Below are 21,353 nucleotides of genomic sequence, written 5' to 3' on the forward strand. Positions count from 1 at the left end.
CGGCACAATTGCATCTCTATTTTTCAGAAGCCTGTCGCTGCCCATGCCGTTCAATTTCCCGATCTTTCTGACGTGGCTGCGGATCGTGCTGATTCCACTCGTGGTGGGCGTGTTTTATCTGCCGGCCGCGTGGATGAACGTCGAGCACCGCAATCTGGCGGCGATGGTGATCTTCATTCTGGCCGGGCTGACCGACTGGTTCGACGGATATCTCGCACGCAAATGGAACCAGACGTCCGCATTCGGCGCGTTTCTGGACCCGGTCGCCGACAAACTGATGGTGACCGCGGCCTTGCTGATGCTCGTGCAACTGGCGCGACTGGACGCGGCGATCGCGCTCGTGATCGTCGGCCGCGAAATTGCGATTTCGGCGCTGCGTGAATGGATGGCGCAGATCGGCGCGTCCAAGAGTGTCGCGGTGAATTCGCTCGGCAAGTTCAAGACCGCATGCCAGATGGTCGCCATTCCGATGCTGCTGCTGTATGGGCCGGTGCCGTTTCCGGGCGGATTCGTACTTGATACACGAGTGTGGGGCGTGTGGCTGATTTATCTCGCCGCGGTGCTGACGATCTGGTCGATGCTTTATTACATGAAGCTCGCGTGGCCGCAGATTCGCGAGCGCGGCGGTGCGGTTTGAATGACGCGCGGCCGCCGCGAATGCGGTGGTGGAAAAAGGGTTGACACGTTTCAGTGCTTTATACATAATCTCGTCTCTCCGGTGCGAGCGGTTCTGAAAATTGATGCGCCGGGGGCAGTCATAACGCGGGAGTAGCTCAGTTGGTAGAGCGCAACCTTGCCAAGGTTGAGGTCGCGAGTTCGAGACTCGTCTCCCGCTCCAGAATTTCGAAGCGGCGCGTTATGTGAGTTTGGGTTTGCATTTTTGCAGGTCGGGCTCGAAGCCGTTTCAGCAGTGAACAAGGTCATACGCTGCAAGGCGCCTCGTTGGGTGTCATGTGTAGCACCACGATTTGCAGGGCCACGCGGGAGTAGCTCAGTTGGTAGAGCGCAACCTTGCCAAGGTTGAGGTCGCGAGTTCGAGACTCGTCTCCCGCTCCAGCAATAAAGGGAAGCTGGCTGGGGAAGCAAAGCTTCCCTTTTTGTTTGGCAGGTTTTTTGGCAGGCCAGTAGGCCAATGCACATTATCTGCGGACCGTTGCGCGTGCAACCTTTGGCAACGTGATGGATTCCGTAGTCCGCTTACGGCGCGATAGCAAAGCGGTTATGCAGCGGCCTGCAAAGCCGTGTAGGCCGGTTCGACTCCGGCTCGCGCCTCCAGAAAGAAAAAGCCCCGATCAAGTGATGAACTGATCGGGGCTTTTGCATTGGCGTAACGGTATTGGCGTATCTTATCGCGCACGCGGTGTCAGCGTGTCCCATATCAAAGCTCACCATGTCCGACTCACAGCAATCCGATACAAAACCGGCGCCACAATTCGACTGGCGCTGGAAAGCCTTCGACGATCTGACGAACGTCGAGGTCTACGAGATGCTGGCCGCGCGCGCTGCGGTCTTCGTTATCGAGCAGAACTGTCTATACGGCGATATCGACGGGCTCGATCGCGACGCATGGCATCTGTTGGCGTACAGTTCGGACGCGCCGGGCGCGACGCTCGCCGGTTATTTGCGCGTGCTGCTGCCCGATGCCGAAGAAGCGGATATCCGCATCGGTCGCGTGTTGACCACGGCCGCGTTTCGCGGCGTCGGTCTTGGCAAAGCGATGCTCGAGCGTACGCTGAGCCACATCTACGCGCAGTGGCCGGGCACCCCGATACGCTTGCATGCGCAGGCGCATTTGCAGGCGTTTTACGGCGCGTACGGCTTCGAGCCGATGTCGGATGTGCATGAGGAAGACGGCATCCCGCATATCTGGATGCGTTCGACCTGAACGAAGCGCGCGCGAACGGCGCTTTCGTTCGCGCAATGAGCGCACCGCGGTACGTGCGAACCTTATCGCGTCCCGTGCGCGGATCGCGGTTGCGCGGCGGACGGCGCTGTGCCCGGCCGCGCGCCCGCGCCCGGCCTCGCGGTGCGCTCATTGCGCAAACGTCCGCGCGCCGACAAGCGCATCCAGTGACGCAGCGCGATCAGCGCGCCAATGACGCTCATCATCGACCCTGGAATCCACAGCAGCAGGCCGCCGATCTGTTGATCGCGCATCGGGCTCAACCATGTAAACGCGCGGCCGCAGATCGAATAGACGGGATACAGTTCGTGCGTCGAAAAGAAGATAAAGGCGCCGAGCAGAATCTGCGGCGGAATCGCGGCGATCACGATCAGAATGCGTCGCCCTGGCGAGAGCCGTGCGGGCGGCGCCGGACGCGGGTCGAGCACGAGCCACCAGAACATCAGTCCGTCGATCGCCATGCTCCAGTTCATCACGCGATAGAGGCGCCAGTCGATCATCGCGACGAAGTGAATCGGCGACAGCAGCCAGAAATAGATCAGGCCGACGAACAATACGACTGCGACGACCGGGTGCAGCAGCACATCGAGCGTCATGCGCACATAGCGTGTCTGCAACGCGGGCCGCACAAAGCGCTGCCGCCAGTTAAACGGAATGCCCGCGCGCAGCGCCGCGCCCGGGTACGACAGCGCGATGAAAAACGGCCCGAGATGATGCAGCACCAGATGCTGCGCGCGATGCATGAAGAATTCGTGCTCGAAGAAATAATCGAGCCGCGTGTGCAGCACGACGTACAACGCACCAAGCCCGAACCAGAACGACAATTGCCGCGCGAACGACACCTTTGCCTTGCGCGCGCCGCGCGCGAACAGCACGGCGGCCACGAGCATCACGATCACGACCGTCGGTGACGGTTCCCATGGTTCGAGCCAGTAGAGCGGGTTCATCGCGGACAAAGGAGCGGGTTCATCGCAGACAAAGGAACGGGTTCATCGCGGACAATGGAACGGGTTCATCGCGGACAAAGGACCAGGTTCATCGCGACCATCAGTTAGCCTGCGCCGGCGATTTCACCGGAAACGCCGTATCGACCGTTTCACCGTCCGAGAAGTGCAGCTTCAGATGTACGGTGTCGCCCGGCGCGATCTTGCGTTTCGCCTCTTCAAGCATCACGTGATACCCGCCTGGCGAAATCTGCGCTTCACCGTGCGCGGGCACCGTTAGCTTGTCGACCATCACCATCTTTTGCGTCGAGCCGCTCGACACCGTTTGATGCAACATCGCGCTGCCGTAGTCGCTGCTCGTGATGTCGACGAGGTCGATCGGCTTGTCGCTGTGATTGGCGAGCGTCGCATAGCCGGCGGCCGGCAGATTGTTCGGCAGCCAGCGCACCCACGCGTTTTTCACGGTGATCGCGTCCGCGGCGCCCGCCGCGTGAGCCGGCGCGCCGGCGGCAAACATCAGCGCGAATGCGAGGGCGCCTGCAAACGCAGATGCGGTGACGCGTCGATCGCGATGCATTGAACTCAGTGGTCGCATGTTGTTGGTCGTCGTGGGAAGAGGAAGGGCATCAGGGAAGGGCATCCGCGCAATCCGTCAGGAATGAACCTCAATAATACGGCGCAGATCCTGCGCGATCTGGTCCGGCGTGTCCTGGTCGGTGGCCAGCAGCCGCGCGTGGCCCTGCGCATCGAAAATATAGACAGCCGAACTATGCGTCACGTCGTAGTTGCCGTTCGGGTCGCGCTTTTCCATCTGATACGCGACGCGATAGCGTTGCGCGAGCGCTTCGATCTGCCCGTCGCTACCGGTGAGTCCGCGCGCATGCTGCGCATCGAACGCGCCGACGTAGTCGTGCAATGCCTGCGGCGTATCGCGCGCAGGGTCAACGCTCACGAACAGAATGCGCACTTGCTGTGCATCCGGGCCGAGCTTGCCGAGCACTTGCATCAATCGCGCCATCGTCTCCGGGCATACGTCTGGGCAATGGGTGTAGCCAAAGTAGACCAGCGTCGTGTCGCCTTTAAATGTACCGGCCGTGATCGGTTTGCCATCGTCGCCGGTGAGTGAGAACTCGAGGTCGGGCAGGTGGCCGGTGACGTTGGTCAACTGCCACGGCGCCTCCTCGTGCGAGCAGCCGGCAAGCGCGCCCGCCGCGCATAGCGCGACAGTGAGCGCGGCGACGCAACGTGCGAGCGACGATCGTGCTGTGCGTGGTCGCGACGCGCTGGTTGTCGGAATGACGTTTGCTGAATGCACGGCATCCGAACGCGCGCATGAAAAACCGGGGAACAAAGGCTTTACCACCGACTCGATTTATCCAGATTCATCGGGGACCCGCGGGCCGGCACCGCGCGTTGGACGAGTCCATTCGAAGCAGAATCGACAACAATGCGGCTCGCGGCAGAGGCAGAAACTCTAGCGCAATTTCGCTTCACGCGCCGTGTGTCGACCGCCTGTTGAGGCGGCCGAGGCAATATGACGCAGCGTCTGAAAGCCGGGTGAAGTCGGATTGTTCCGCTTTTGAACGAAATTCACCGATGACGTATGAGACAAACGCGGGGACAAACGCGGAGGCGGACGCAGCGCAGACACCGGCCCAAACATAGGTACGAACATGGGTACACACACAGAGACCCTCACGCGCGCAAACCCGCCGACGTGCGAGCGAGCCCCGGCGTCTCGATTAATCGACCGATGCGCGGTAAGATGCGCACACTTTTCCGGCTGAAAGCGGCTGAAAGGCAAGACGATCCAATGCAAGCACCTCCCGCAATCCTCGCCCCAACCGAATACGCGTTTTTCTTCGACTTCGACGGCACACTCGTCGAACTGGCGCCGACGCCCGACGGCGTGCTTGTGCAGGCGGAAACGCCGGCGTTGCTGACCAGCTTACGCGGCCTGACCTCCAGCGCGGTGGCAATCGTGTCGGGGCGCGGCATCGACAGCATCGACGGTTTTCTGCGCATGCCGGATCTGCCGGTCGCGGGGCTGCATGGCGCCGAGCGGCGCGATGCGAACGGCGACACGCAGCGCATCGGCTTTAACGACGACCGGCTGCTGCGCATGGAGCAGGTGCTCGCGGATGTCGTCAACGCGAATCCGGGCATGCTGCTCGAGATCAAGGGCGCGTCGCTCGCGTTGCACTATCGCAATGCGCCGGACCGCGAGCCGACCGCGCGCGCCGCGACCGCGCGCCTGGTTGCCGACTACCCGGGTGCGTATGTGCTGCAGCCCGGCAAGATGGTCTACGAGATCAAGCCGAAGGACGTCGACAAGGGCCGCGCGCTGCGCGCGTTTCTCGACGAGCCGCCATTCGCGGGCCGCAAGCCGGTGTTCGCCGGCGACGATCTGACCGACGAAAAAGGCTTTGCGGTCGTGAACGAATATGGCGGTGTGTCGATCAAGGTCGGCGGCGGCGATTCGATCGCGCGCACGCGGCTCGAGTCGGTCAGCGCACTGCACGCATGGCTCGCGGCGGTGATCGCGGCGGCGCGCGGCGCATGAAGCGGCTGCCGGCCCTCTCGTGTTCCATGCTGCGGCCGTCCGCTCCGCGCCAACGTCTTCAATCGGGGAGCCGCGCGTCATGAGCCGCCTCATCATCGTTTCGAACCGTGTCGCGCCGATCTCCGAAGGCGGTCCCGCGGCGGGCGGCCTGGCGGTCGGCGTCTACGACGCGCTGAAGGAAACCGGCGGCATGTGGTTCGGCTGGAGCGGCGACGTGCTTGCCGCGGGGCAGCCGCAGATCAAGCTCGAAGAACGCGGCCCGGTGACCTTCGCCACGATCGGTCTCGTGCGGCGCGACTACGATCAGTACTACCGCGGCTTTTCGAATGCGACCCTATGGCCCGCGTTTCACTACCGCGCTGATCTGCTGCAGTACGACCGTCACGAGTTCGAAGGCTATGGCCGCGTGAACGCGTGGCTTGCGCAACAGCTGGTACCACTGCTGCGCGCCGACGACGTGATCTGGGTGCACGACTATCATCTGATCCCGTTCGCCCACGCCTTGCGCGCGGCGGGCGTCGCGAACCGCATCGGCTTTTTCCTGCACATTCCGTTTCCCGCATCGCAAGTGCTGCTGGCCGTGCCGCCGCATCGCGCGCTGGTCGAAGCGCTATGCTCGTTCGACCTGCTTGGCTTTCAGACGGCGCCCGATTTGCGATCGTTCTGCGATTACATCGTCAACGAAGCGAATGGCAGCGTCGATGCGCGGCCCGCAGTGGCTGCCGAGCCCGTTCTGATCCATGCATTCGGACGCACGCTGCGCGCGGCCGCCTACCCGATCGGCGTCTATCCGGACGAAATCGCCGAACTCGCGAAAGCCGGCGAGCGCGGCAAGCCGGTGCGCACGATGAAGGCCACGCTGCACAAGCGCAAGCTGATCATGAGCGTCGACCGGCTCGACTACTCGAAAGGGCTGGTCGAGCGCTTCCGGGCGTTCGAGCGGCTGCTCGACCATGCACCGGCGCAGCGCAACAACGTGTCGTTCCTGCAGATTGCGCCGCCCACGCGGGCCGACATGCACGCCTATCAGGAGATCCGGCTGCAGCTCGAAAGCGAATCGGGGCGTATCAACGGCCGCTTTGCGGAACTCGACTGGACACCGATCCTCTATATTCACCGCCAATACGAGCGCTCAGTGCTGGCCGCGCTGTTCCGCACCGCGCATGTCGGCTATGTGACGCCGCTGCGCGACGGGATGAATCTGGTTGCGAAAGAATATGTGTCCGCTCAGGACCCGGAGGACCCGGGCGTGCTGGTGCTGTCGCGCTTCGCGGGCGCCGCGCAGGAGCTGACTGGTGCGCTGATCGTGAACCCGGTCGATATCGACGGGATGGCCGACGCGCTCGCCGTGGCGTTGTCGATGCCGCTCGCGGAGCGGCAGGCGCGGCATCGGGACATGATCGCCCAATTGCGCGAGAACAATGTGTCGGTGTGGCGCGACAACTTCATGCGCGACTTGCAGCGCGTAGAACCGTTGCCGAATGCCGATCACACATCGCAGGCGCCGCATCGCGAAGACCGGGCCGGTGTGACGAACCAAGCTGTGTGAAAGGCGCTGCCGCCAAAACAGAATGCCGCTTCGAATCGCACGGTTCGAAGCGGCATTTTTTTGATCGGGCGCCTGAGGGGCGAGCGCGTCGCCCGTCGTCAAGCCACGTGCTGTTCGTCGATCTTCTTGCTGCCGCCGACATGCAGCGTCGAGGTCCTGCCGTACTGCTTCGCCAGCAGATCGCGATAGAGGCCTGGGCGATTGCGCAGCTCTTCCGGGGTGCCGTCGTCGATCACCTTGCCGGCGCTCATCACGATGATCCGGTCGAAATTATGCAGCGTCGACAGCCGGTGCGCGATCGCGACCACCGTGCGGCCGACCATCAGGCGGTCGAGTGCCTTCTGGATCGCCTCTTCCGAAGCGCTGTCGAGCGCGGAGGTCGCTTCGTCGAGCAGCAGGATCGGCGAGTCTTTCAGAATCGCGCGCGCGATGGCGATGCGCTGCCGCTGGCCGCCCGACAGCTTCACGCCGCGGTCGCCGACGATCGTATCGAAGCCGTCCGGCATCGCTTCGATGAAGTCCGTGCAGCGCGCATCGCGCGCGGCCGCGAGCACTTCTTCGCGCGACGCGTCGGGCCGACCGTACGCGATGTTTTCGTAGACCGTCCGATGCAGTAGCGAAATGTCCTGCGGCACCAGCGCGATCGCATGACGCAAGCTGTCTTGCGTGATCGAGCCGATGTCCTGGCCGTCGATCTTGATCTGCCCGCCTTGCGGTTCGTAAAAGCGCTGCAGCAGCGCGAGCACGGTCGACTTGCCGGCGCCGGATTTGCCGATCAGGCCAACCCGCTGGCCCGGCTCGATATTCAGATCGAAGTGGTCGAGAATCGGCCGGCGGCGCGGGTACGCGAACGTGACCTGCTCGAAGGCGACGCGGCCGCCTTGTGGAACGAGTTCGCTCGCGTCGTTGCGATCCGGCATGCCGTGCGGTTCGAGCAGCGTCTTCACCGCTTCGGCCAGACGCGCGACGTGCTGCGTGACGTCGACGAGCGCAACCGCGAGGTCGCGCGTGCCGTGCAGGATCGTGAAGCCGAGCGAGCTGACCAGCACGATGTCGCCGGAGGTCGCGCGGCCGTGATCCCATAGCCACAGCGCCCAGCCAAGCAGCCCTGCGGACAGCAGCGCGGTGACCACCGCGTGCAGCAGACGCAGCCGCTCCAGATACAGCAGACTCTTCTGCCGGGCGTCCATTTCGGCCTTGACGGTCGCGCCGAAGCGCTTCTGCTCGCGAAACGTCATGCCGAACGCGCGCACCAGCGCCATATTGCCGATTACGTCGACGAGCTCGCCGTCGACCGCCGCGGCCCGCGACGCGAAATTCTGGTGACGGGCCGAGCCGCGCTTCGCAAGCCGATACAGCACGATCGCGAGGACCGCCGAGCAGCTAAGCAGTGCGGCGGCCATCACCGGATTCACCGTGACGATCATCACGATCGCGCCGAGCACCGCGATGCAAGGCGGCAGCACGTTCCACGCGGTGGTGTTTTCGGCCGTGTACACCGCGTTCGACGTCGCGGTGATCCGGCTGGCGAGCGTCCCCGGTTGCTTTTCGGCGTAATAGGTCGGCGAATGGCCACTCAGATACTGGAACAGGTCGCGGCGCAAGTCACCGGTAACGGCGACGAACGTGTGCGCGGCAAACCAGCCGCCGACCCGCCACAGCAGGTTGTCCGCGGCGATCAGGCCGACCAGGACCGCGAACGCGCCCCACAGCGGCCCGGGATGATGCCGCCCCTGGCTCAGCACGTCGATCAGATGTTTGATCGCGTATTGCGACGCGAGCGCGCAGCCGACCGCGGCGAACACGCTGCAGAGAACCACCGTATGCGCGAACGGATGGCGGCGGATGAAGCGAAAAAGGAACGCAAGCGGCCGGTCCGCATAGCTCGCAAGCTTTGCGTTATGGGCATTACGCTGGGCAATGGTGAGATGTTCCAATTGTGCGTGCTGTCGAAAGTCGGGTTAGCTCATCGGTCACGGGTGGCCTCGTAACACAGCGTAGGTTCCGCATTGTAAACATGCAAAAGCGAATTCGGACCGCGGAAAGTCGAATTGCGTCGGCCTTGCGCGCGATTCATTTCAAGATAACTCGTATGACGCGTCCTCCGGCTGGGGCCGCCACCCGGTTTGGTCTGACGAGTGGTACGAGATTTTTCGGGATATAATTACAGTTTGCATTCAATCGGGCTACGGGGCAGGCGTGACGTGGCGCGTGAGTGACAAAACCGCGGACGAGACTGCGTGACACCGCGCTGCGCAGACATGATTCGCGAGCACGTATAGAAACGTTATACGCGTCGAAGCACAAACGAGGCCCGCGCGAAGGCATTTCCGGGATCGGAAAAGAATGCGGCGCCGCGCCCGGCCATTGGAAAGCGTAGCGCGGGCGAATATGGGTTGCCACATTGAAAACTGCACCTGAGATCGCATTTACCGGACTCTGAAACCGCGCCGCCACGGCTTGCGCGGCTACCCGGTCCCAATGTAGAACTGTCTTAGAAAACAAGGGGTTGCAAAGTGTTTCCCCTTTGTAACAACGTAAAGTCTTTGAAATGTTCGGGCGCTTTGATCGAGGTGGCATTGATAATGCGTGCTCGGTCAGCCCAGGATGACTGACATTTGTCAACGGCTGTGCTTGCGGCGCGTTTACCGCGAATGCAGTGGGTGACGGTGGCGAGTCCTGGCGTCCCTACCAGGCGATCCATCGCAGGATTTCTCTCGGAAGAAGCAGGTGTGTGCCAGCGTCGAATCTGGCCATGCAACCTTGGCGAGCACGCGAGTCGCTTTTACAAACTGCAGTTACTTAGCCTGATCTTTTACGAGGAGTTGTCCCCATGCGAATCGCTCAAATTGCTCCGTTGCACGAGGCGGTTCCGCCGAAGCTATACGGCGGCACGGAACGGGTCGTGTCTTATCTGACGGAAGCACTGGTTGAGCAGGGTCACGACGTGACTCTCTTCGCGAGCGGCGATTCGCGTACCTCCGCGAAGCTTGAAGCATTCTGGCCGCAGGCGCTGCGCCTGGACCCGACCATCCGCGACGTGATGGCGCCGCACATGCTGTTGCTGGAAGAAGTGCGCCGCCGCGCCGACGAGTTCGACGTGCTGCACTTCCATATCGACTATTACCCGTTCTCGCTGTTTGCGCGCCAGCCGGTGCCGTTCCTGACGACGATGCACGGCCGTCTGGATCTGCCCGAACTGCAGCCGATCTTCAACACGTTCAGCGACGTGCCGGTCGTGTCGATTTCGGACAACCAGCGCCAGCCGTTGCAGCAGGCGAACTGGCTGTCGACTGTCTATCACGGCTTGCCGGAAAACCTGCTGAAGCCGATTCCCGATGTCAAGCCGAGCTATCTCGCGTTCCTCGGCCGGATTTCGCCGGAAAAGCGTCTGGACACGGCGATCCGCATCGCCGAGCAGGCCGGTCTGCCGCTCAAGGTGGCCGCGAAGCTGGACAAGGCCGACCGTGCGTACTACGAGGAAGTGATCAAGCCGCTGATGTCGCTGCCGCACGTCGAGTACATCGGCGAAATCAGCGAGGCGGAGAAGACGGAATTCCTCGGTAACGCGCATGCGCTGCTGTTCCCGATCGACTGGCCGGAGCCGTTCGGTCTCGTGATGATCGAGGCGATGGCGTGCGGCACGCCGGTGATCGCGTTCAAGCGCGGCTCGGTGCCGGAAGTGATCGAGAACGGCGTGTCCGGTTTCGTCGTCGAAGATGAAATCAGCGCGGTGGCCGCGGTTAACCGCCTGTCGCAACTGCCGCGCGAGAACGTGCGCAAAGCGTTCCAGGCGCGCTTCTCGTCGCAGGTGATGGCGCGCAACTACGTCGCGGCGTACGAAGAATTGCTGCGCCAGAAGCGCCGCACCGTGCTGCGCGAAGTCAACGCCGGCTAACCCGGCTTGATGGACACCGCCGCGAGCGCGGCGGGCTCCGTTATCGTTCACAACGCCCCGTGTGCATCTGCACGCGGGGCGTTTTGCTTGCGGGTCGTCCGAGGTTCGGCTGTCGTGGATGCCGGATGCTGCAATCTGGCGCATCGATGCACATTCGCGCGCATGCCAACCGGTGACGGCACCTGCGCGATGCACCGCGTGAATGTGCAACGCATCGTTGTCAGGGCTCGACATGCGCACGGGTGAGCGCGCCGCGCAATATCCCTATAATGGCCGTGCCGCAAAATCCGCAGGCGGCGTCACGGACACGAGGAGAATGCTTTGGCGAGAACGAAACAGACGCGAGCGAACGCCGCGCCGGGCGCCGGCACGATCTTCGCGTTGCGTGCGATCGGTCTCGTGATCCTCGCGCGGTGGCTGTTCTCGATGTCCGACATGGATCTGCTGACGGCGCTGTCCGCCATGGCTTCTTCGCCGTGGGCCTGCATCAATCTCGTGTTCCTGTTCTTGCTGATTTTCCTGCCGGGTGCGCGCGCCCGCGTCGAGCGTCCGTTTCATCCGTTTCCGCAATGGCTGCGGCAGGCGTTGCGGCTGTTCGCGTTTCTCGGGTTTCTGTTCGCTGCGTGGTCGGTCGGCGCGTTTGCGTGGACGGCCGGCTGGCGGCGCGCCGTGCACGCGCTTGCGGTCACCAACGGCTGGCTGCTCGCGGCGCCGGCGTTGTACGCGGCCGTCTGGTGGATTTGCCGGCCGCGCGCGCTATGGCGCACGAACATTGGCGCGCGCCGCTTTGCGATTGGCCGCTACGCGATTTCGATCGATAACGTGACGCGTACCACCGTGGTCTGGGTGGAAAGCCGCAAGGTTGGGCAATACGACGCGCGCGAGCTGTCGGTGCGATGGCCGGGTGGCGCAATGGACGGCGGCGCGCGTGTGGCGAACGGGGTGGAGCGCGCTGAAGCGTCGTCGGGTGCCGCCGGATCAGGGGCGGTTGCGCCAACTGCAGGCGTGCCGGATTTCAACGTGCCGGGTGACGCCGCGCGGCATACCGACGCGCCAAGCGACGCCGCTGCGCCCGGCGCCGACCCGCAAGACATCGTTGGACCGCCTGCGCCCGCTCCAGCCGCGGCCCGCGAGCACGTCATCGCACCTGCCGCCGACCCGGCGCCGCCACGTCATACAGGTCCAGGCGGCTGGCTGCGTCGGCCGAAGATCGAACTGATGTGGGATTCGCCAGCGGCGGCCGGGCATAACCGCCAGACGGTATTTCGTGCGCCGCTCGTGTCGGAAGGCGACCGCGCTGCCGCGCGTGCGCTCGATGCGAGTCTGCGGCAAGCGGGATGAACGGGCAGCCATGCGCACCGTTGCCACAGCGGACCCTGCGTGAAGCGCGCTCTGCCACGCATCGTTTCGTCATGCAGCTTTCCGACGGCCTGGCGATGGTTACGATGGTCCGCTGCGTGGCGCGCGCATCGACTGTGATCGCGCGCGCCACGCAGCGGCGTCACGCCTGACGCCGACTGTGACCTACCGCGGTTGAGCGCGGCCAACTGCGCGAATAACGAAGAAAACGCGACGAGAAAGAGACGCATCGATATGGAGATGTCCTTGTTGATCCGCTGGGCGCTTGCCGCACTCCATCTGCTGGGCTATGGTTTCGCGCTGGTGGCGATCATTGCGCGCACGCGCGGGCTGCGGCGCTGTACCTCGACGCAATGCCTGTCGGGCGTGTTTCTGGCCGACAACGTGTGGGGTCTGTCCGCACTGCTGTTGATCGCTACCGGCTCGATACGCGCGTTCGGTGGCTTCGAGAAGGGCGCGTCGTTCTATCTTCAGGCGCCGCTCTTCCACGTGAAAATGGGCGCGTTGGTGTTGATTCTGCTACTCGAAATCGCACCGATGATCGCGTTGATCCGCTGGCGCATCGCGCTCAGAAAAGGCACGCCGCTGCGGCTTGACCGTGCCCAACAGTTTGCGGCGATCGGCTCGGTGCAGATTGCGCTGCTGGTGGTGATGGTGTTCGCCGCGACCGGGATGGTACGCGGTGTCGGCATGCCCGGCACCGACTGGTAGAGACGAGTCGCGCCGGCCACGACCGGCAGCGGCGAGCGCTGGCGCATCGCCGGTACGCGAGAGCGGCACGTGCTTCATTATTTTCAACCCGGCTTTTCTCAACTTTTGACCTGGAACAACACGCCATGACCGACCAACAGACGCCGACGTCCGCGGCGCGCAAGCCTTTTCACCGTCTGCTGCTGACTGGCGCAGCGGGCAATCTCGGCGTGCAATTGCGTGGCGCGCTCGGCGCATGGGCCGACGTCGTGCGGCTTTCGGATATTGCGCCGATCGATGCGCTCGCCAGTCATGAGGAAGCCGCATCGGCCGATCTGGCCGATCGCGCGGCCGTCGATGCGATGCTCGACGGCGTCGATGCGGTCGTGCATCTCGGCGGCATCTCGATCGACGCGCCGTTCGACGATCTGCTCGAAGCGAACATCCGCGGTCTCTATAACCTGTACGCGGCGGCCGTGAAGCATCGCGTCAAGCGCATCGTGTATGCGAGCTCGAACCACGTGGTGGGCTTTCATCCGGTGACGTCAGTCGTCGACGTCGATGCGCCGTTGCGGCCGGACAGCTTGTACGGCGTGACGAAGTGTTTCGGCGAAGCGCTGTCGCGCTACTACTTCGACCGTTTCGGCATCGAGACTGTGTGCCTGCGCATTGGATCATCGTTCGAGGCGCCGAAGAACCGGCGCATGCTCGTGACGTTTCTGAGCTTCCGCGACTTCATCGAGCTTGTGCGCTGTTCGCTATTCACGAACCGCGTGGGGCACGCGATTGTTTACGGCGTGTCGGATAACCCAACGAAGTGGGTCGACAACACGAAGGCGTCGTATCTCGGCTTTCGTCCGCAGGATAGTTCCGCGCAGTTCACGCATCTGTTCGAGCCGATCGCGCCGACTGCCGAATTCGACGATGTCGCGCAGCGCTTTCAGGGTGGCCCGTTCGCGGCAGCTGCGCCGCTCGAAGGCGACGCGTAAGACTTCGCCACACGTTCGCGTCCTTCCCGTCGCGACGTATCGTTTCACACGGGCATGCTATGGTCGCACGGCGTCCGGCCGATCCGGTCGCCGCTGCTACAAGCGTTGAACTACGACCGCATGATCCGCAATGACCCGTTCGAGCCTTTTCCCGCGAAGGCGGCGCCGCAGGTGGCCGCGCATTCTGTTGTGTGTCGTCGTCATCGTGCTGGCCGGCGCGGTGCTGACCGGCTGGCTGACGGTGCGCGCGAGCCTGCCGCAACTGGACGGCACGCATGCCACGCCGCTCTCCGGGTCGCTCTCCGCGCCGGTGACCATCGCACGCGACGCGCTCGGCGTGCCGACGGTACAGGGCCGCACGCGTGATGACGTCGCGTATGCGACCGGTTTTCTTCACGCGCAGGACCGTTTCTTTCAGATGGATTTGCTGCGCCGGGTCGCCGCCGGCGAAATCAGTGCGCTGATTGGACCGGCCGCGCTGCCGTTGGACCGTCGCGACCGGCCGTTGCGCTTTCGTGAACACGCGCAGGCGGTGCTCGCCGCGCTGCCCGCCGACCAGCGGCAACTGATCGAGCGCTATACGGCAGGCGTCAACGACGGCTTGCGCTCGCTTCGCGCGCGACCGTTCGAATACTGGGTGCTGCGCACGCAACCCGCGGCATGGCGTCCTGAGGACACCTTGCTTGCGGTCTACGCGATGTACTTCGATCTTCAATACGATCATGTGACGCATGTGCTGGCGCGCGCGGCGTTGCGCGAGCACGCGCCGGCCGATCTGTTCACTTTCCTTTTGCCGGCAACGAGCCACTGGGATGCGCCGCTCGACGCTCAGAGCGCGTTAGCATCGGCGCCGCCTGCGCTGCCCGCGACGCGTCCGCCGTGGCTGCACGCGACGCAGTCCGCGGCCGGCATCGAACCGGAAGTAACCGCGCTGCTCGGCGGCGTGCCGGGTTTCGTCGATGGCGGGGCCGCGCTCAACTCGATGGTCGGCAGCAACGGCTTCGCGGTCGACGGCGCGCACAGCGCGCACGGCGGTGCGCTGGTCGCAAGCGACATGCATCTGGGCCTGTCGCTGCCGAATATCTGGTATCGCGTGTCGCTCGTCTATCCTGCGCCGGATGGCAGCACGCGGCGTATCACCGGTGTCAGTCTGCCGGGCGCGCCGGTCGTGGTGGCCGGCAGCAACGGTCATATCGCGTGGGCATTCACGAACAGCTACGGCCGCTTTATCGATCTGATCGAACTGCAGCGCGACCCTAACGATCCGTTGCGCTATCGCGTTCCCGGCGGCGGATGGGAAAAGGCTCAAGTGATTCACGAGCGCCTCGATGTGAACGGCGGCGCGAGCGTCGATCTGCCGGTGGTGCAAACGCGCTGGGGCCCGCAACTGATGGTTGGCTCCCATGCGTATGCGCTGCGTTGGGTTGCGCAGGCGCCGGAGGCGGTCAACGTGAACCTCGTGCGGCTCGAGGACACGACGAACGTCGCCGACGCGCTGCATGCCGCGCAGACTTTCGGCGTGCCGACGCAAAACTTCACGGTCGCCGACGCGCAAGGCCATATCGGTTGGACCCTTGCGGGTCCGCTGCCGCGCTTTACCGACACGGACCCGAATGCGGCGGCGTCCTTCAGCCTGCCGTTCAGTTCCGACACCTACATCGGTTGGCACGGGTTTCTGGCGCCCAGCGAGTATCCGGTGCGGGTCGATCCCTCCGTTGGCCGCATCTGGACCGCAAACAACCGTATCCTGCCGTTGGCGGAAGTGGCGCGCCTCGGCGGCGATTCCGGCACGGATCTCGGCGCGCGCGCGACGCAAATCCGCAACGATCTGCTCGCGCTGCCGCATGCAACCGAACGCGACATGCTGTCGGTGCAGACTGACGACCGCGCATTCTGGATTGAATACTGGCGACGTGTCGCGCTCGACGCACTCGATGCGCGCGCGCTTGCCGGCCATCCGGAGCGCGCGGAGTTCCGGCGCCTCGTCGAAACCTGGAACGGGCGCGCGGATACGGATGCGGTTGGCTACCGGCTGGTGCGCGCGTTTTACTACTCGCTGTACGACGCGTGGTTCGGCGCGCTCGACAAGCAAATGGCCGCGCTCGCGCCGGAGCTCAGCTATCGCGGCGCAAACTCGCGTTATGACGCGACGATGGAGACGCTCGCCGACCATCACGCATGGATACCCGACGGATTCGCGGACTGGCACGCGTTTGTGCTCGACCGGATCGACCACTCGATCGCCCAGTTGCCGAAAGGCACGAAGCTCGAAGACGCGCGCTGGGGCGATCGCAATCGCTCGGCCATCGCGCATCCGTTCGCGCGGCTTTTGCCCGCGTGGCTGCCGTGGGCGCGCGGCTGGCTCAGCACGCCGCGCGATCCGCTGCCGGGTGACATCAATATGCCGCGCGTGCAGTCGCCGGCGTTCGGCGCGTCCGAGCGTTTCGTGGTGTCGCCGGGGCGTGAGCAGGACGGCATCTTCGAGATGCCGGGCGGGCAATCGGGCAATCCGATGTCGCCGTACTTCATCGCGGGCCATGAAACATGGGTGCATGGCGATGTCGCGCCGTTCCTGCCGGGTGCGACGGTCCATACATTGACTCTCGACGCGGCCGGCACCCACTAGTCCTGGTCCACCGTCATCCGGCGCGAATTGGCCGGATCGGCTGCCGTTGCAGGGGAGGGGGCTTCCCTTCTTTGCAAATGGCGCCGATTGGTCGTAGCGTACGGAAATCCATTGTTTCGCGTCATCCCGCACGACAATGCGTGATCGACGTAGGTCCGTTGTCAGCGTGCGCGTGTTTGCGCGGTGACATGCGGGCGATTCCGACATGTGTCGTGCGACCGGAGAAGGCCGGTAACGGTCGAACCGGCACGATCGAGCTTGTGCGCAGCGTTGCCGCCGGACGCCGCGGCCGCGCGCGCCTCGCTATTTCCGCATGGGTGCAGATGCTTCGGAGGACCTCGACACCATGATTCGAACGAACACTTCGAGAACATTCTTTATTACGGGCGTGAGCTCCGGTTTCGGACGCGCACTGGCTGAAGCCGCGCTTGCCGAAGGTCACCGCGTGGTCGGTACGCTGCGCCGGCAGGACCAGCGCGCGCAGTTCGACGAACTGGCGCCTGGCCGGTCGTTCGGGCGTCTGCTTGACGTTACCGATACGCCTGCCATCGCGCCTCTGATCGAAGAAGTGGAGCGCAACGTTGGTCCGATCGATGTGCTTGTCAACAATGCGGGCTACGGTTACGAAGGGACGATCGAGGAATCGCCGATCGATGAGCTGCGCAAGCAGTTCGAGGTCCACGTGGTCGCCGTGGTTGCGATGGTGCAGGCCGTGCTGCCGTATATGCGGGAGCGGCGCGCGGGGCATATCGTCAACCTCACGTCGATGTGCGGCATCGTCACGTTTCCGGGGCTGGGCTATTACCACGCGAGCAAGTTCGCGATCGAAGGGATTACCGAGACGCTTGGCAAGGAGGTGAGGCCGCTCGGTATTTACGTGACGGCTATTGCGCCGGGCAGCTTCCGCACGCGCTGGGCCGGCAAATCGATGGTGCGCGCCGAGCGCACGATTGCGGACTACGACGAAATTTTCGAGCCGCTGCGTGCGGGACGTTTGCGGCGCGACGGTCATCAGATGGGCGACCCGGTCAAGGCCGCGCAAGCGATCCTCGCGGTCGTCGATACGCCGAATCCGCCGTGCCATCTGCTGCTGGGCCGCGATGCGCTCGGCTTCGTGCGCAGTCAGTTTGATGACGTCGTTGCGCAGATCAATGCGTGGGAGAAGGTGTCGGCGTCGACGGATTTTGAGCGGTGAGTGGGCGTTCTGGTGGGCCTTGCTGTTCGCGTCGATTCGGATGCTAGACACCCGTTGCGTGACGCCGCAATTGAAAATTACGTGGCTAGCGGTACGCTCGCGCGACTCAGGAAGGACTACGCGCGCAGTGGGCCACCCGAAGGCACGGATTATTTTCTGAAGGTGCAGGACTACGACGCGCAGGATTGGCGAGCGCACGTCGTCACACATCCTGTGATGAAGCTCGGCGATGTGGCCGTTGTGCCGGTTACTTTCGGCTCAACGGACAAAGTGCACGTGCTGGTGTTCATGCGGCTGTTCGGCGGCACGTGGAAAATTACCAAGGTGAGTGACACGCAGGACTATCGATAACACCGTGGCGCACGGTATCGGGCATGAAGGTATACCTGACGCGCCACCGACAGCGCCCGTTTGCACCGTTCTAAACTTCAACAGCCTGCCAGGCGTCAGACAGCAGCGTATCGAGTACCCAACGTCCGGCGGGTCCAAGGGGCGTGCTGTACCGGTAGACGGCAAATAAAGGCAGGCTCCGGGTGCGCGGCGGGCGTTCTTTCAGATCCAACTCGATCAAACGCCGGGTACTCAGGTCGTCCTCCACGAAGCTGCGTGGCATGAAACCCCAACCCAGCCCGGCAAGCAGCATCGCGCGCTTGGAGCCAAGATCCGCCGTGAGAATGCGCCGATCGGAATAGACGGAGAACGTGCGACCTTCCGTTCGACTGCTGTGATCCGTTAGCACGATCTGTGCGTGTTCCCGCAGTTCGCCATTGGAGATCTCTCGTTGCCTTGCGAGCGGATGACCTGGCGCAATGGCTGGCACGACTGCGATTTCTCGCATTGCATGACTGGCTAGTTCTGGTGCGATGTCTGGCAGCGATCCCTGGACACCGAGATCGTATCCCCCGTTGAGTACACGCTCGGGTACACCGCCCAATGCATCGATGCATACGCGTAGGACTACTCCCGGAAATGCCTGCTGGAAGTTCGTGACCAGTTCGACGAGTTTGCTCATCGGGAACATCACGTCAAGGACGATGGACAGCTCGGCTTCAAGTCCTTGCGTCAGCCCTAGCGCACGAGCCTTGAACTGATCCGCTCGAGCAATGACGGCCCGGGCATCGATGAGCAACGCTTGCCCATGCGTCGTCATTCGGGGTTTCCAACTGCCGCGGTCGAAGAGCGCGACCCCCAACGTGCTTTCCAGACTGGCAATGGCGTTGCTGACAGCCGACTGCGCCCGATGAAGGTGACGCGCGGCGGCCGAGAAGCTTCCCTGGTCAGCGATAGCGACAAACACCCGCAGATGATCCAGATTGAGGGGATCGATCATGATCTGAAATGCAGATGGAGATGATCTGCATTTTATCTCTTCCTGAGATGAAGAGCCTGTCCTATCGTGATCCAACATTTGGGAACGAAGCGAGCGGACCTCTGCCGGCCTTAGGGGCGACGCGAAGCAGACTTCCCTCTCTTTTCAGGTGGGTCTTGGTCAGTCAGAACTGGAGGGTGGTTGGCAAATGAACGCACAGACGACGGTTGCGCGCCATTGGATCAACGGGCAATGGCGCGATTCGGAAACGCATCGGGACAGTATCAACCCGGCGACGGGCAAAACGATCGGCAGTTATGCAATCGGTGGCGCCGAGGAGGCCGAGGCGGCGATCGCAGCAGCGGTCCGGGCGTTCCGCCAGACCGATTGGAAAGCGAACCGTGACCTCAGGGTTCGGGTCCTGAACGAGATGGCCGATCGTTTCGAGGCGCGGGCCAACGACCTGATCGAAGCCATTGCGCTCGAGAACGGCAAGGTAAAGCCAGAGGCGACCTTCGAGGTCGCTCTGGCCGGCCCCGGTCTGCGTTATGGCGCTGCGCTGGTTAGCGCCAATTACGGCCGGACCGCGGAGTGGCAGGCAGGGCGCTTCTCGCTGATGTTGCGCGAAGCGGTCGGTGTCGCCGGCATCAGCGTGCCCTGGAATTCTCCGCTCGCACTGCTGGTTCGTTCGCTCGCACCTGCGCTGGCCGCGGGCTGCACGACCGTGGTGAAGATGCCCAGCCAGACCGCCCAGGTGAACGCACTCATTGCCGAAGTCATGAGCGAGGTCAAGAGCCTTCCGCCGGGCGTCGTCAACATCGTCACTGGCGAGCACGACGTACTGAGCCATCTGGTCGAATCCCCCGACGTGCCGACCATCAGTTTCACGGGCAGCACGCACACCGGTCGTGCGATCTCCCAAACAGGCGCTGCGCGGCTGAAGCGTTTCGGGTTGGAGCTTGGCGGGAAGACACCGCTCATTGTGTTCAACGACGCGGATGTCGATGCCGCGCTGCCCAAGATCGAGAAAGCGGTGACCACGTTTGCAGGCCAGTTCTGCATGACGGGGAGCCGGCTTCTGGTGCAGAGCGGGATCGCCCAGGTCATTCGCGAGCGCCTCGCGAAACGGCTTGCCAAGGTCAAGGTGGGGCCTGCGTCGGACAAGGACAGCGAAATGGGACCGCTGATCGATCGGGCCAACGTCGACCGGGTGGACCGCATGGTCGAGGATGCCATCGCCGCCGGCGCGGTCGCGGTCGTGCGTGGCGGCCCGATCACCGAAGGAACGCTCGCCGAAGGCGCGTTCTATCGACCCACACTCATCGAGGTGTCGGACCCAGGCATGGCCATCGTGCAGCAGGAAGTGTTCGGCCCTGTGCTGACGCTGGAAGTCTTCGATACCGAAGCGGAGGCGGTCGCGCTGGCCAACGACACTGAGTATGGCCTGGCGGCGAGCATCTGGACGCGGGATGCGGACCGGCCGCTAAGAGTGGCGCGCGATATCCAGGCGGGCACGATCTGGATCAACGATTGGGTCGTGATGCGGGATGAGTTTGAAGAGGGGGGCTATAAACAAAGTGGCCGTGGGCGTCTGCGAGGGCTCGCGTCGCTGGAGGATTTTGTCGAGCACAAACATATCGTGCTACAGCCGGGTGTCGTTAAGTGACGTGGCGTGCTGATGGTGTTTTGTGGTGGGGGTTGATGTGGGCGGTTTGCTTATAGTCGGCGAGCGGCATGCTCAGATGGGCCTGTTTGAGCGCCGACGCGATCTGCTCGACTGAGTACGAGCTTGCGTTTCATCGGCAAGTTCCCGTTCGCATTGCGAAAATTGGTCTGAAACATTAATGCTCACTTCTGGAACTTGAAAAGACGAAGAACGGCAAGCCTCGTGCTATCCCTTTGAACGATGAAGCGATATCTGCGCTCGTTGATCAGAGGGAGTGGGTGAGGCGGTATGCTCCCCGCTCGCGGTGGGTGTTTGCGGTCGCCTCGGGGGCGCGTTTGACGACGATACAGAAAGGTTTTCAGTCTGCGTGTTTACGAGCTGGGATCGACAATTTCCGGGTGCACGATTTGCGACATACGTTCGCTTCGTGGCTGGTTATGGCTGGTGTATCGCTGTACGTCGTAAAAGACCTTCTGGGGCATTCGTCTATCGTGGTTACCGAACGATACGCCCATCTGGCACCTCACGTTGGCCGTTCGGCTGTCCAATTGTTGCTTGCGGAGTCGGCGGGTAGCTATGTGCGGTCTGACGCAAAAGGCGCTTAGCCCCTGTGTACGACCGGAAGTAGTGTGTCGCCTTCAGTGGCGCTCAACGTGCCGCGA

General features: G+C 63.3%; 18 protein-coding genes and 3 tRNA genes. 16 read left to right on the forward strand and 5 right to left on the reverse strand.

Features of this window, described 5'->3' with window-relative positions; all coding sequences use genetic code 11:
* Positions 1–43: 43 nt before the first annotated feature.
* The 5 genes from pgsA to HV796_RS10125 all read left to right on the forward strand — a co-directional run bounded on the left by pgsA (position 44) and on the right by HV796_RS10125 (position 1,885).
* Complete coding sequence (gene pgsA, locus HV796_RS10105; RefSeq protein WP_175226331.1) at positions 44–637, forward strand: CDP-diacylglycerol--glycerol-3-phosphate 3-phosphatidyltransferase; 594 nt, start codon at positions 44–46, stop codon at positions 635–637.
* Positions 638–762: 125 nt separating this feature from the next.
* A tRNA-Gly gene (locus tag HV796_RS10110) sits at positions 763–838 on the forward strand.
* Between the two features lie 142 nt (positions 839–980).
* Positions 981–1,056: transfer RNA gene (locus HV796_RS10115), tRNA-Gly, on the forward strand.
* 145 nt (positions 1,057–1,201) lie between these two features.
* Positions 1,202–1,275 (forward strand) — tRNA-Cys (locus HV796_RS10120).
* A 115-nt stretch (positions 1,276–1,390) separates the two neighbouring features.
* Positions 1,391–1,885, forward strand: a complete 495-nt coding sequence (locus HV796_RS10125; RefSeq protein ID WP_175226332.1) for a GNAT family N-acetyltransferase — start codon at positions 1,391–1,393, stop codon at positions 1,883–1,885.
* Between the two features lie 62 nt (positions 1,886–1,947).
* On the opposite strand, the gene HV796_RS10130 is transcribed toward HV796_RS10125, so the two are convergent.
* The 3 genes from HV796_RS10130 to HV796_RS10140 all read right to left on the reverse strand — a co-directional run bounded on the left by HV796_RS10130 (position 1,948) and on the right by HV796_RS10140 (position 4,144).
* Positions 1,948–2,850 (reverse strand): cytochrome c oxidase assembly protein, encoded by a 903-nt coding sequence (locus HV796_RS10130; protein ID WP_246355796.1) that lies wholly within the window; start codon positions 2,848–2,850, stop codon positions 1,948–1,950.
* Positions 2,851–2,950: 100 nt separating this feature from the next.
* The gene (locus tag HV796_RS10135) at positions 2,951–3,424 is read right to left on the reverse strand and encodes a copper chaperone PCu(A)C (protein ID WP_377692908.1); all 474 of its coding nucleotides are present in this window, start codon (positions 3,422–3,424) and stop codon (positions 2,951–2,953) included.
* Positions 3,425–3,499: 75 nt separating this feature from the next.
* On the reverse strand, positions 3,500–4,144 hold the full coding sequence (locus tag HV796_RS10140) for an SCO family protein (protein ID WP_175226464.1): 645 nt from the start codon (positions 4,142–4,144) through the stop codon (positions 3,500–3,502).
* A gap of 516 nt (positions 4,145–4,660) precedes the next feature.
* On the opposite strand from HV796_RS10140, the gene otsB reads away from it, so the two are divergent.
* Positions 4,661–5,410, forward strand: coding sequence for a trehalose-phosphatase (gene otsB / locus HV796_RS10145; RefSeq protein WP_175226334.1), 750 nt, complete (start codon positions 4,661–4,663; stop codon positions 5,408–5,410).
* A 79-nt stretch (positions 5,411–5,489) separates the two neighbouring features.
* Positions 5,490–6,959 (forward strand): alpha,alpha-trehalose-phosphate synthase (UDP-forming), encoded by a 1,470-nt coding sequence (gene otsA / locus HV796_RS10150; protein WP_175226335.1) that lies wholly within the window; start codon positions 5,490–5,492, stop codon positions 6,957–6,959.
* Positions 6,960–7,057: 98 nt separating this feature from the next.
* Here the strand turns inward: otsA and HV796_RS10155 are convergent, their stop codons facing one another.
* A complete protein-coding gene (locus tag HV796_RS10155; RefSeq protein ID WP_175226336.1) occupies positions 7,058–8,896 on the reverse strand; it encodes an ABC transporter ATP-binding protein in 1,839 nt (612 codons plus the stop codon).
* Positions 8,897–9,792: 896 nt separating this feature from the next.
* On the opposite strand from HV796_RS10155, the gene HV796_RS10160 reads away from it, so the two are divergent.
* The 7 genes from HV796_RS10160 to HV796_RS10190 all read left to right on the forward strand — a co-directional run bounded on the left by HV796_RS10160 (position 9,793) and on the right by HV796_RS10190 (position 18,067).
* Positions 9,793–10,857 (forward strand): glycosyltransferase family 4 protein, encoded by a 1,065-nt coding sequence (locus HV796_RS10160; protein ID WP_175226337.1) that lies wholly within the window; start codon positions 9,793–9,795, stop codon positions 10,855–10,857.
* 321 nt (positions 10,858–11,178) lie between these two features.
* A complete protein-coding gene (locus HV796_RS10165) occupies positions 11,179–12,198 on the forward strand; it encodes a hypothetical protein (protein WP_175226338.1) in 1,020 nt (339 codons plus the stop codon).
* 258 nt (positions 12,199–12,456) lie between these two features.
* Positions 12,457–12,927, forward strand: a complete 471-nt coding sequence (locus HV796_RS10170; RefSeq protein WP_175226339.1) for a DUF2214 family protein — start codon at positions 12,457–12,459, stop codon at positions 12,925–12,927.
* Positions 12,928–13,052: 125 nt separating this feature from the next.
* Positions 13,053–13,895 (forward strand): NAD-dependent epimerase/dehydratase family protein, encoded by an 843-nt coding sequence (locus HV796_RS10175; RefSeq protein WP_175226340.1) that lies wholly within the window; start codon positions 13,053–13,055, stop codon positions 13,893–13,895.
* 130 nt (positions 13,896–14,025) lie between these two features.
* Positions 14,026–16,521 carry a penicillin acylase family protein gene (locus HV796_RS10180; protein WP_175226341.1) on the forward strand — a complete coding sequence of 832 codons (2,496 nt, stop codon included), beginning with the start codon at positions 14,026–14,028 and terminating at the stop codon, positions 16,519–16,521.
* Positions 16,522–16,867: 346 nt separating this feature from the next.
* Positions 16,868–17,716 (forward strand): oxidoreductase, encoded by an 849-nt coding sequence (locus HV796_RS10185; protein ID WP_175226342.1) that lies wholly within the window; start codon positions 16,868–16,870, stop codon positions 17,714–17,716.
* Between the two features lie 12 nt (positions 17,717–17,728).
* Positions 17,729–18,067 (forward strand): DUF3828 domain-containing protein, encoded by a 339-nt coding sequence (locus HV796_RS10190; RefSeq protein WP_281369770.1) that lies wholly within the window; start codon positions 17,729–17,731, stop codon positions 18,065–18,067.
* 70 nt (positions 18,068–18,137) lie between these two features.
* Here HV796_RS10190 and HV796_RS10195 read toward each other — a convergent pair whose 3' ends face one another.
* A complete protein-coding gene (locus HV796_RS10195; RefSeq protein ID WP_175226344.1) occupies positions 18,138–19,046 on the reverse strand; it encodes a LysR family transcriptional regulator in 909 nt (302 codons plus the stop codon).
* 187 nt (positions 19,047–19,233) lie between these two features.
* Between HV796_RS10195 and HV796_RS10200 the strand changes: the two genes are divergently transcribed.
* Together HV796_RS10200 and HV796_RS10205 are read left to right on the forward strand one after the other, a co-directional pair.
* A complete protein-coding gene (locus HV796_RS10200; protein ID WP_175226345.1) occupies positions 19,234–20,691 on the forward strand; it encodes an aldehyde dehydrogenase family protein in 1,458 nt (485 codons plus the stop codon).
* A gap of 188 nt (positions 20,692–20,879) precedes the next feature.
* Positions 20,880–21,296 (forward strand): site-specific integrase, encoded by a 417-nt coding sequence (locus HV796_RS10205; protein ID WP_175226465.1) that lies wholly within the window; start codon positions 20,880–20,882, stop codon positions 21,294–21,296.
* Positions 21,297–21,353: the final 57 nt, after the last annotated feature.

Origin of the sequence: Paraburkholderia humisilvae (assembly GCF_902859855.1) — a bacterium.
In the GTDB taxonomy this organism is placed as follows: Bacteria; Pseudomonadota; Gammaproteobacteria; order Burkholderiales; family Burkholderiaceae; genus Paraburkholderia; species Paraburkholderia humisilvae.

Bases quoted from the DNA above. Each gene is read 5' to 3' on its own strand.
- HV796_RS10185 (WP_175226342.1), top strand. From the start codon at position 16,868: ATGATTCGAACGAACACTTCGAGAACATTCTTTATTACGGGCGTGAGC.
- otsA (WP_175226335.1), top strand. From the start codon at position 5,490: ATGAGCCGCCTCATCATCGTTTCGAACCGTGTCGCGCCGATCTCCGAA.
- HV796_RS10135 (WP_377692908.1), bottom strand. From the start codon at position 3,424: ATGCATCGCGATCGACGCGTCACCGCATCTGCGTTTGCAGGCGCCCTC.
- HV796_RS10130 (WP_246355796.1), bottom strand. From the start codon at position 2,850: ATGAACCCGCTCTACTGGCTCGAACCATGGGAACCGTCACCGACGGTC.
- otsB (WP_175226334.1), top strand. From the start codon at position 4,661: ATGCAAGCACCTCCCGCAATCCTCGCCCCAACCGAATACGCGTTTTTC.
- HV796_RS10200 (WP_175226345.1), top strand. From the start codon at position 19,234: ATGAACGCACAGACGACGGTTGCGCGCCATTGGATCAACGGGCAATGG.
- HV796_RS10195 (WP_175226344.1), bottom strand. From the start codon at position 19,046: ATGATCGATCCCCTCAATCTGGATCATCTGCGGGTGTTTGTCGCTATC.
- HV796_RS10160 (WP_175226337.1), top strand. From the start codon at position 9,793: ATGCGAATCGCTCAAATTGCTCCGTTGCACGAGGCGGTTCCGCCGAAG.
- pgsA (WP_175226331.1), top strand. From the start codon at position 44: ATGCCGTTCAATTTCCCGATCTTTCTGACGTGGCTGCGGATCGTGCTG.
- HV796_RS10180 (WP_175226341.1), top strand. From the start codon at position 14,026: ATGACCCGTTCGAGCCTTTTCCCGCGAAGGCGGCGCCGCAGGTGGCCG.
- HV796_RS10125 (WP_175226332.1), top strand. From the start codon at position 1,391: ATGTCCGACTCACAGCAATCCGATACAAAACCGGCGCCACAATTCGAC.
- HV796_RS10170 (WP_175226339.1), top strand. From the start codon at position 12,457: ATGTCCTTGTTGATCCGCTGGGCGCTTGCCGCACTCCATCTGCTGGGC.
- HV796_RS10175 (WP_175226340.1), top strand. From the start codon at position 13,053: ATGACCGACCAACAGACGCCGACGTCCGCGGCGCGCAAGCCTTTTCAC.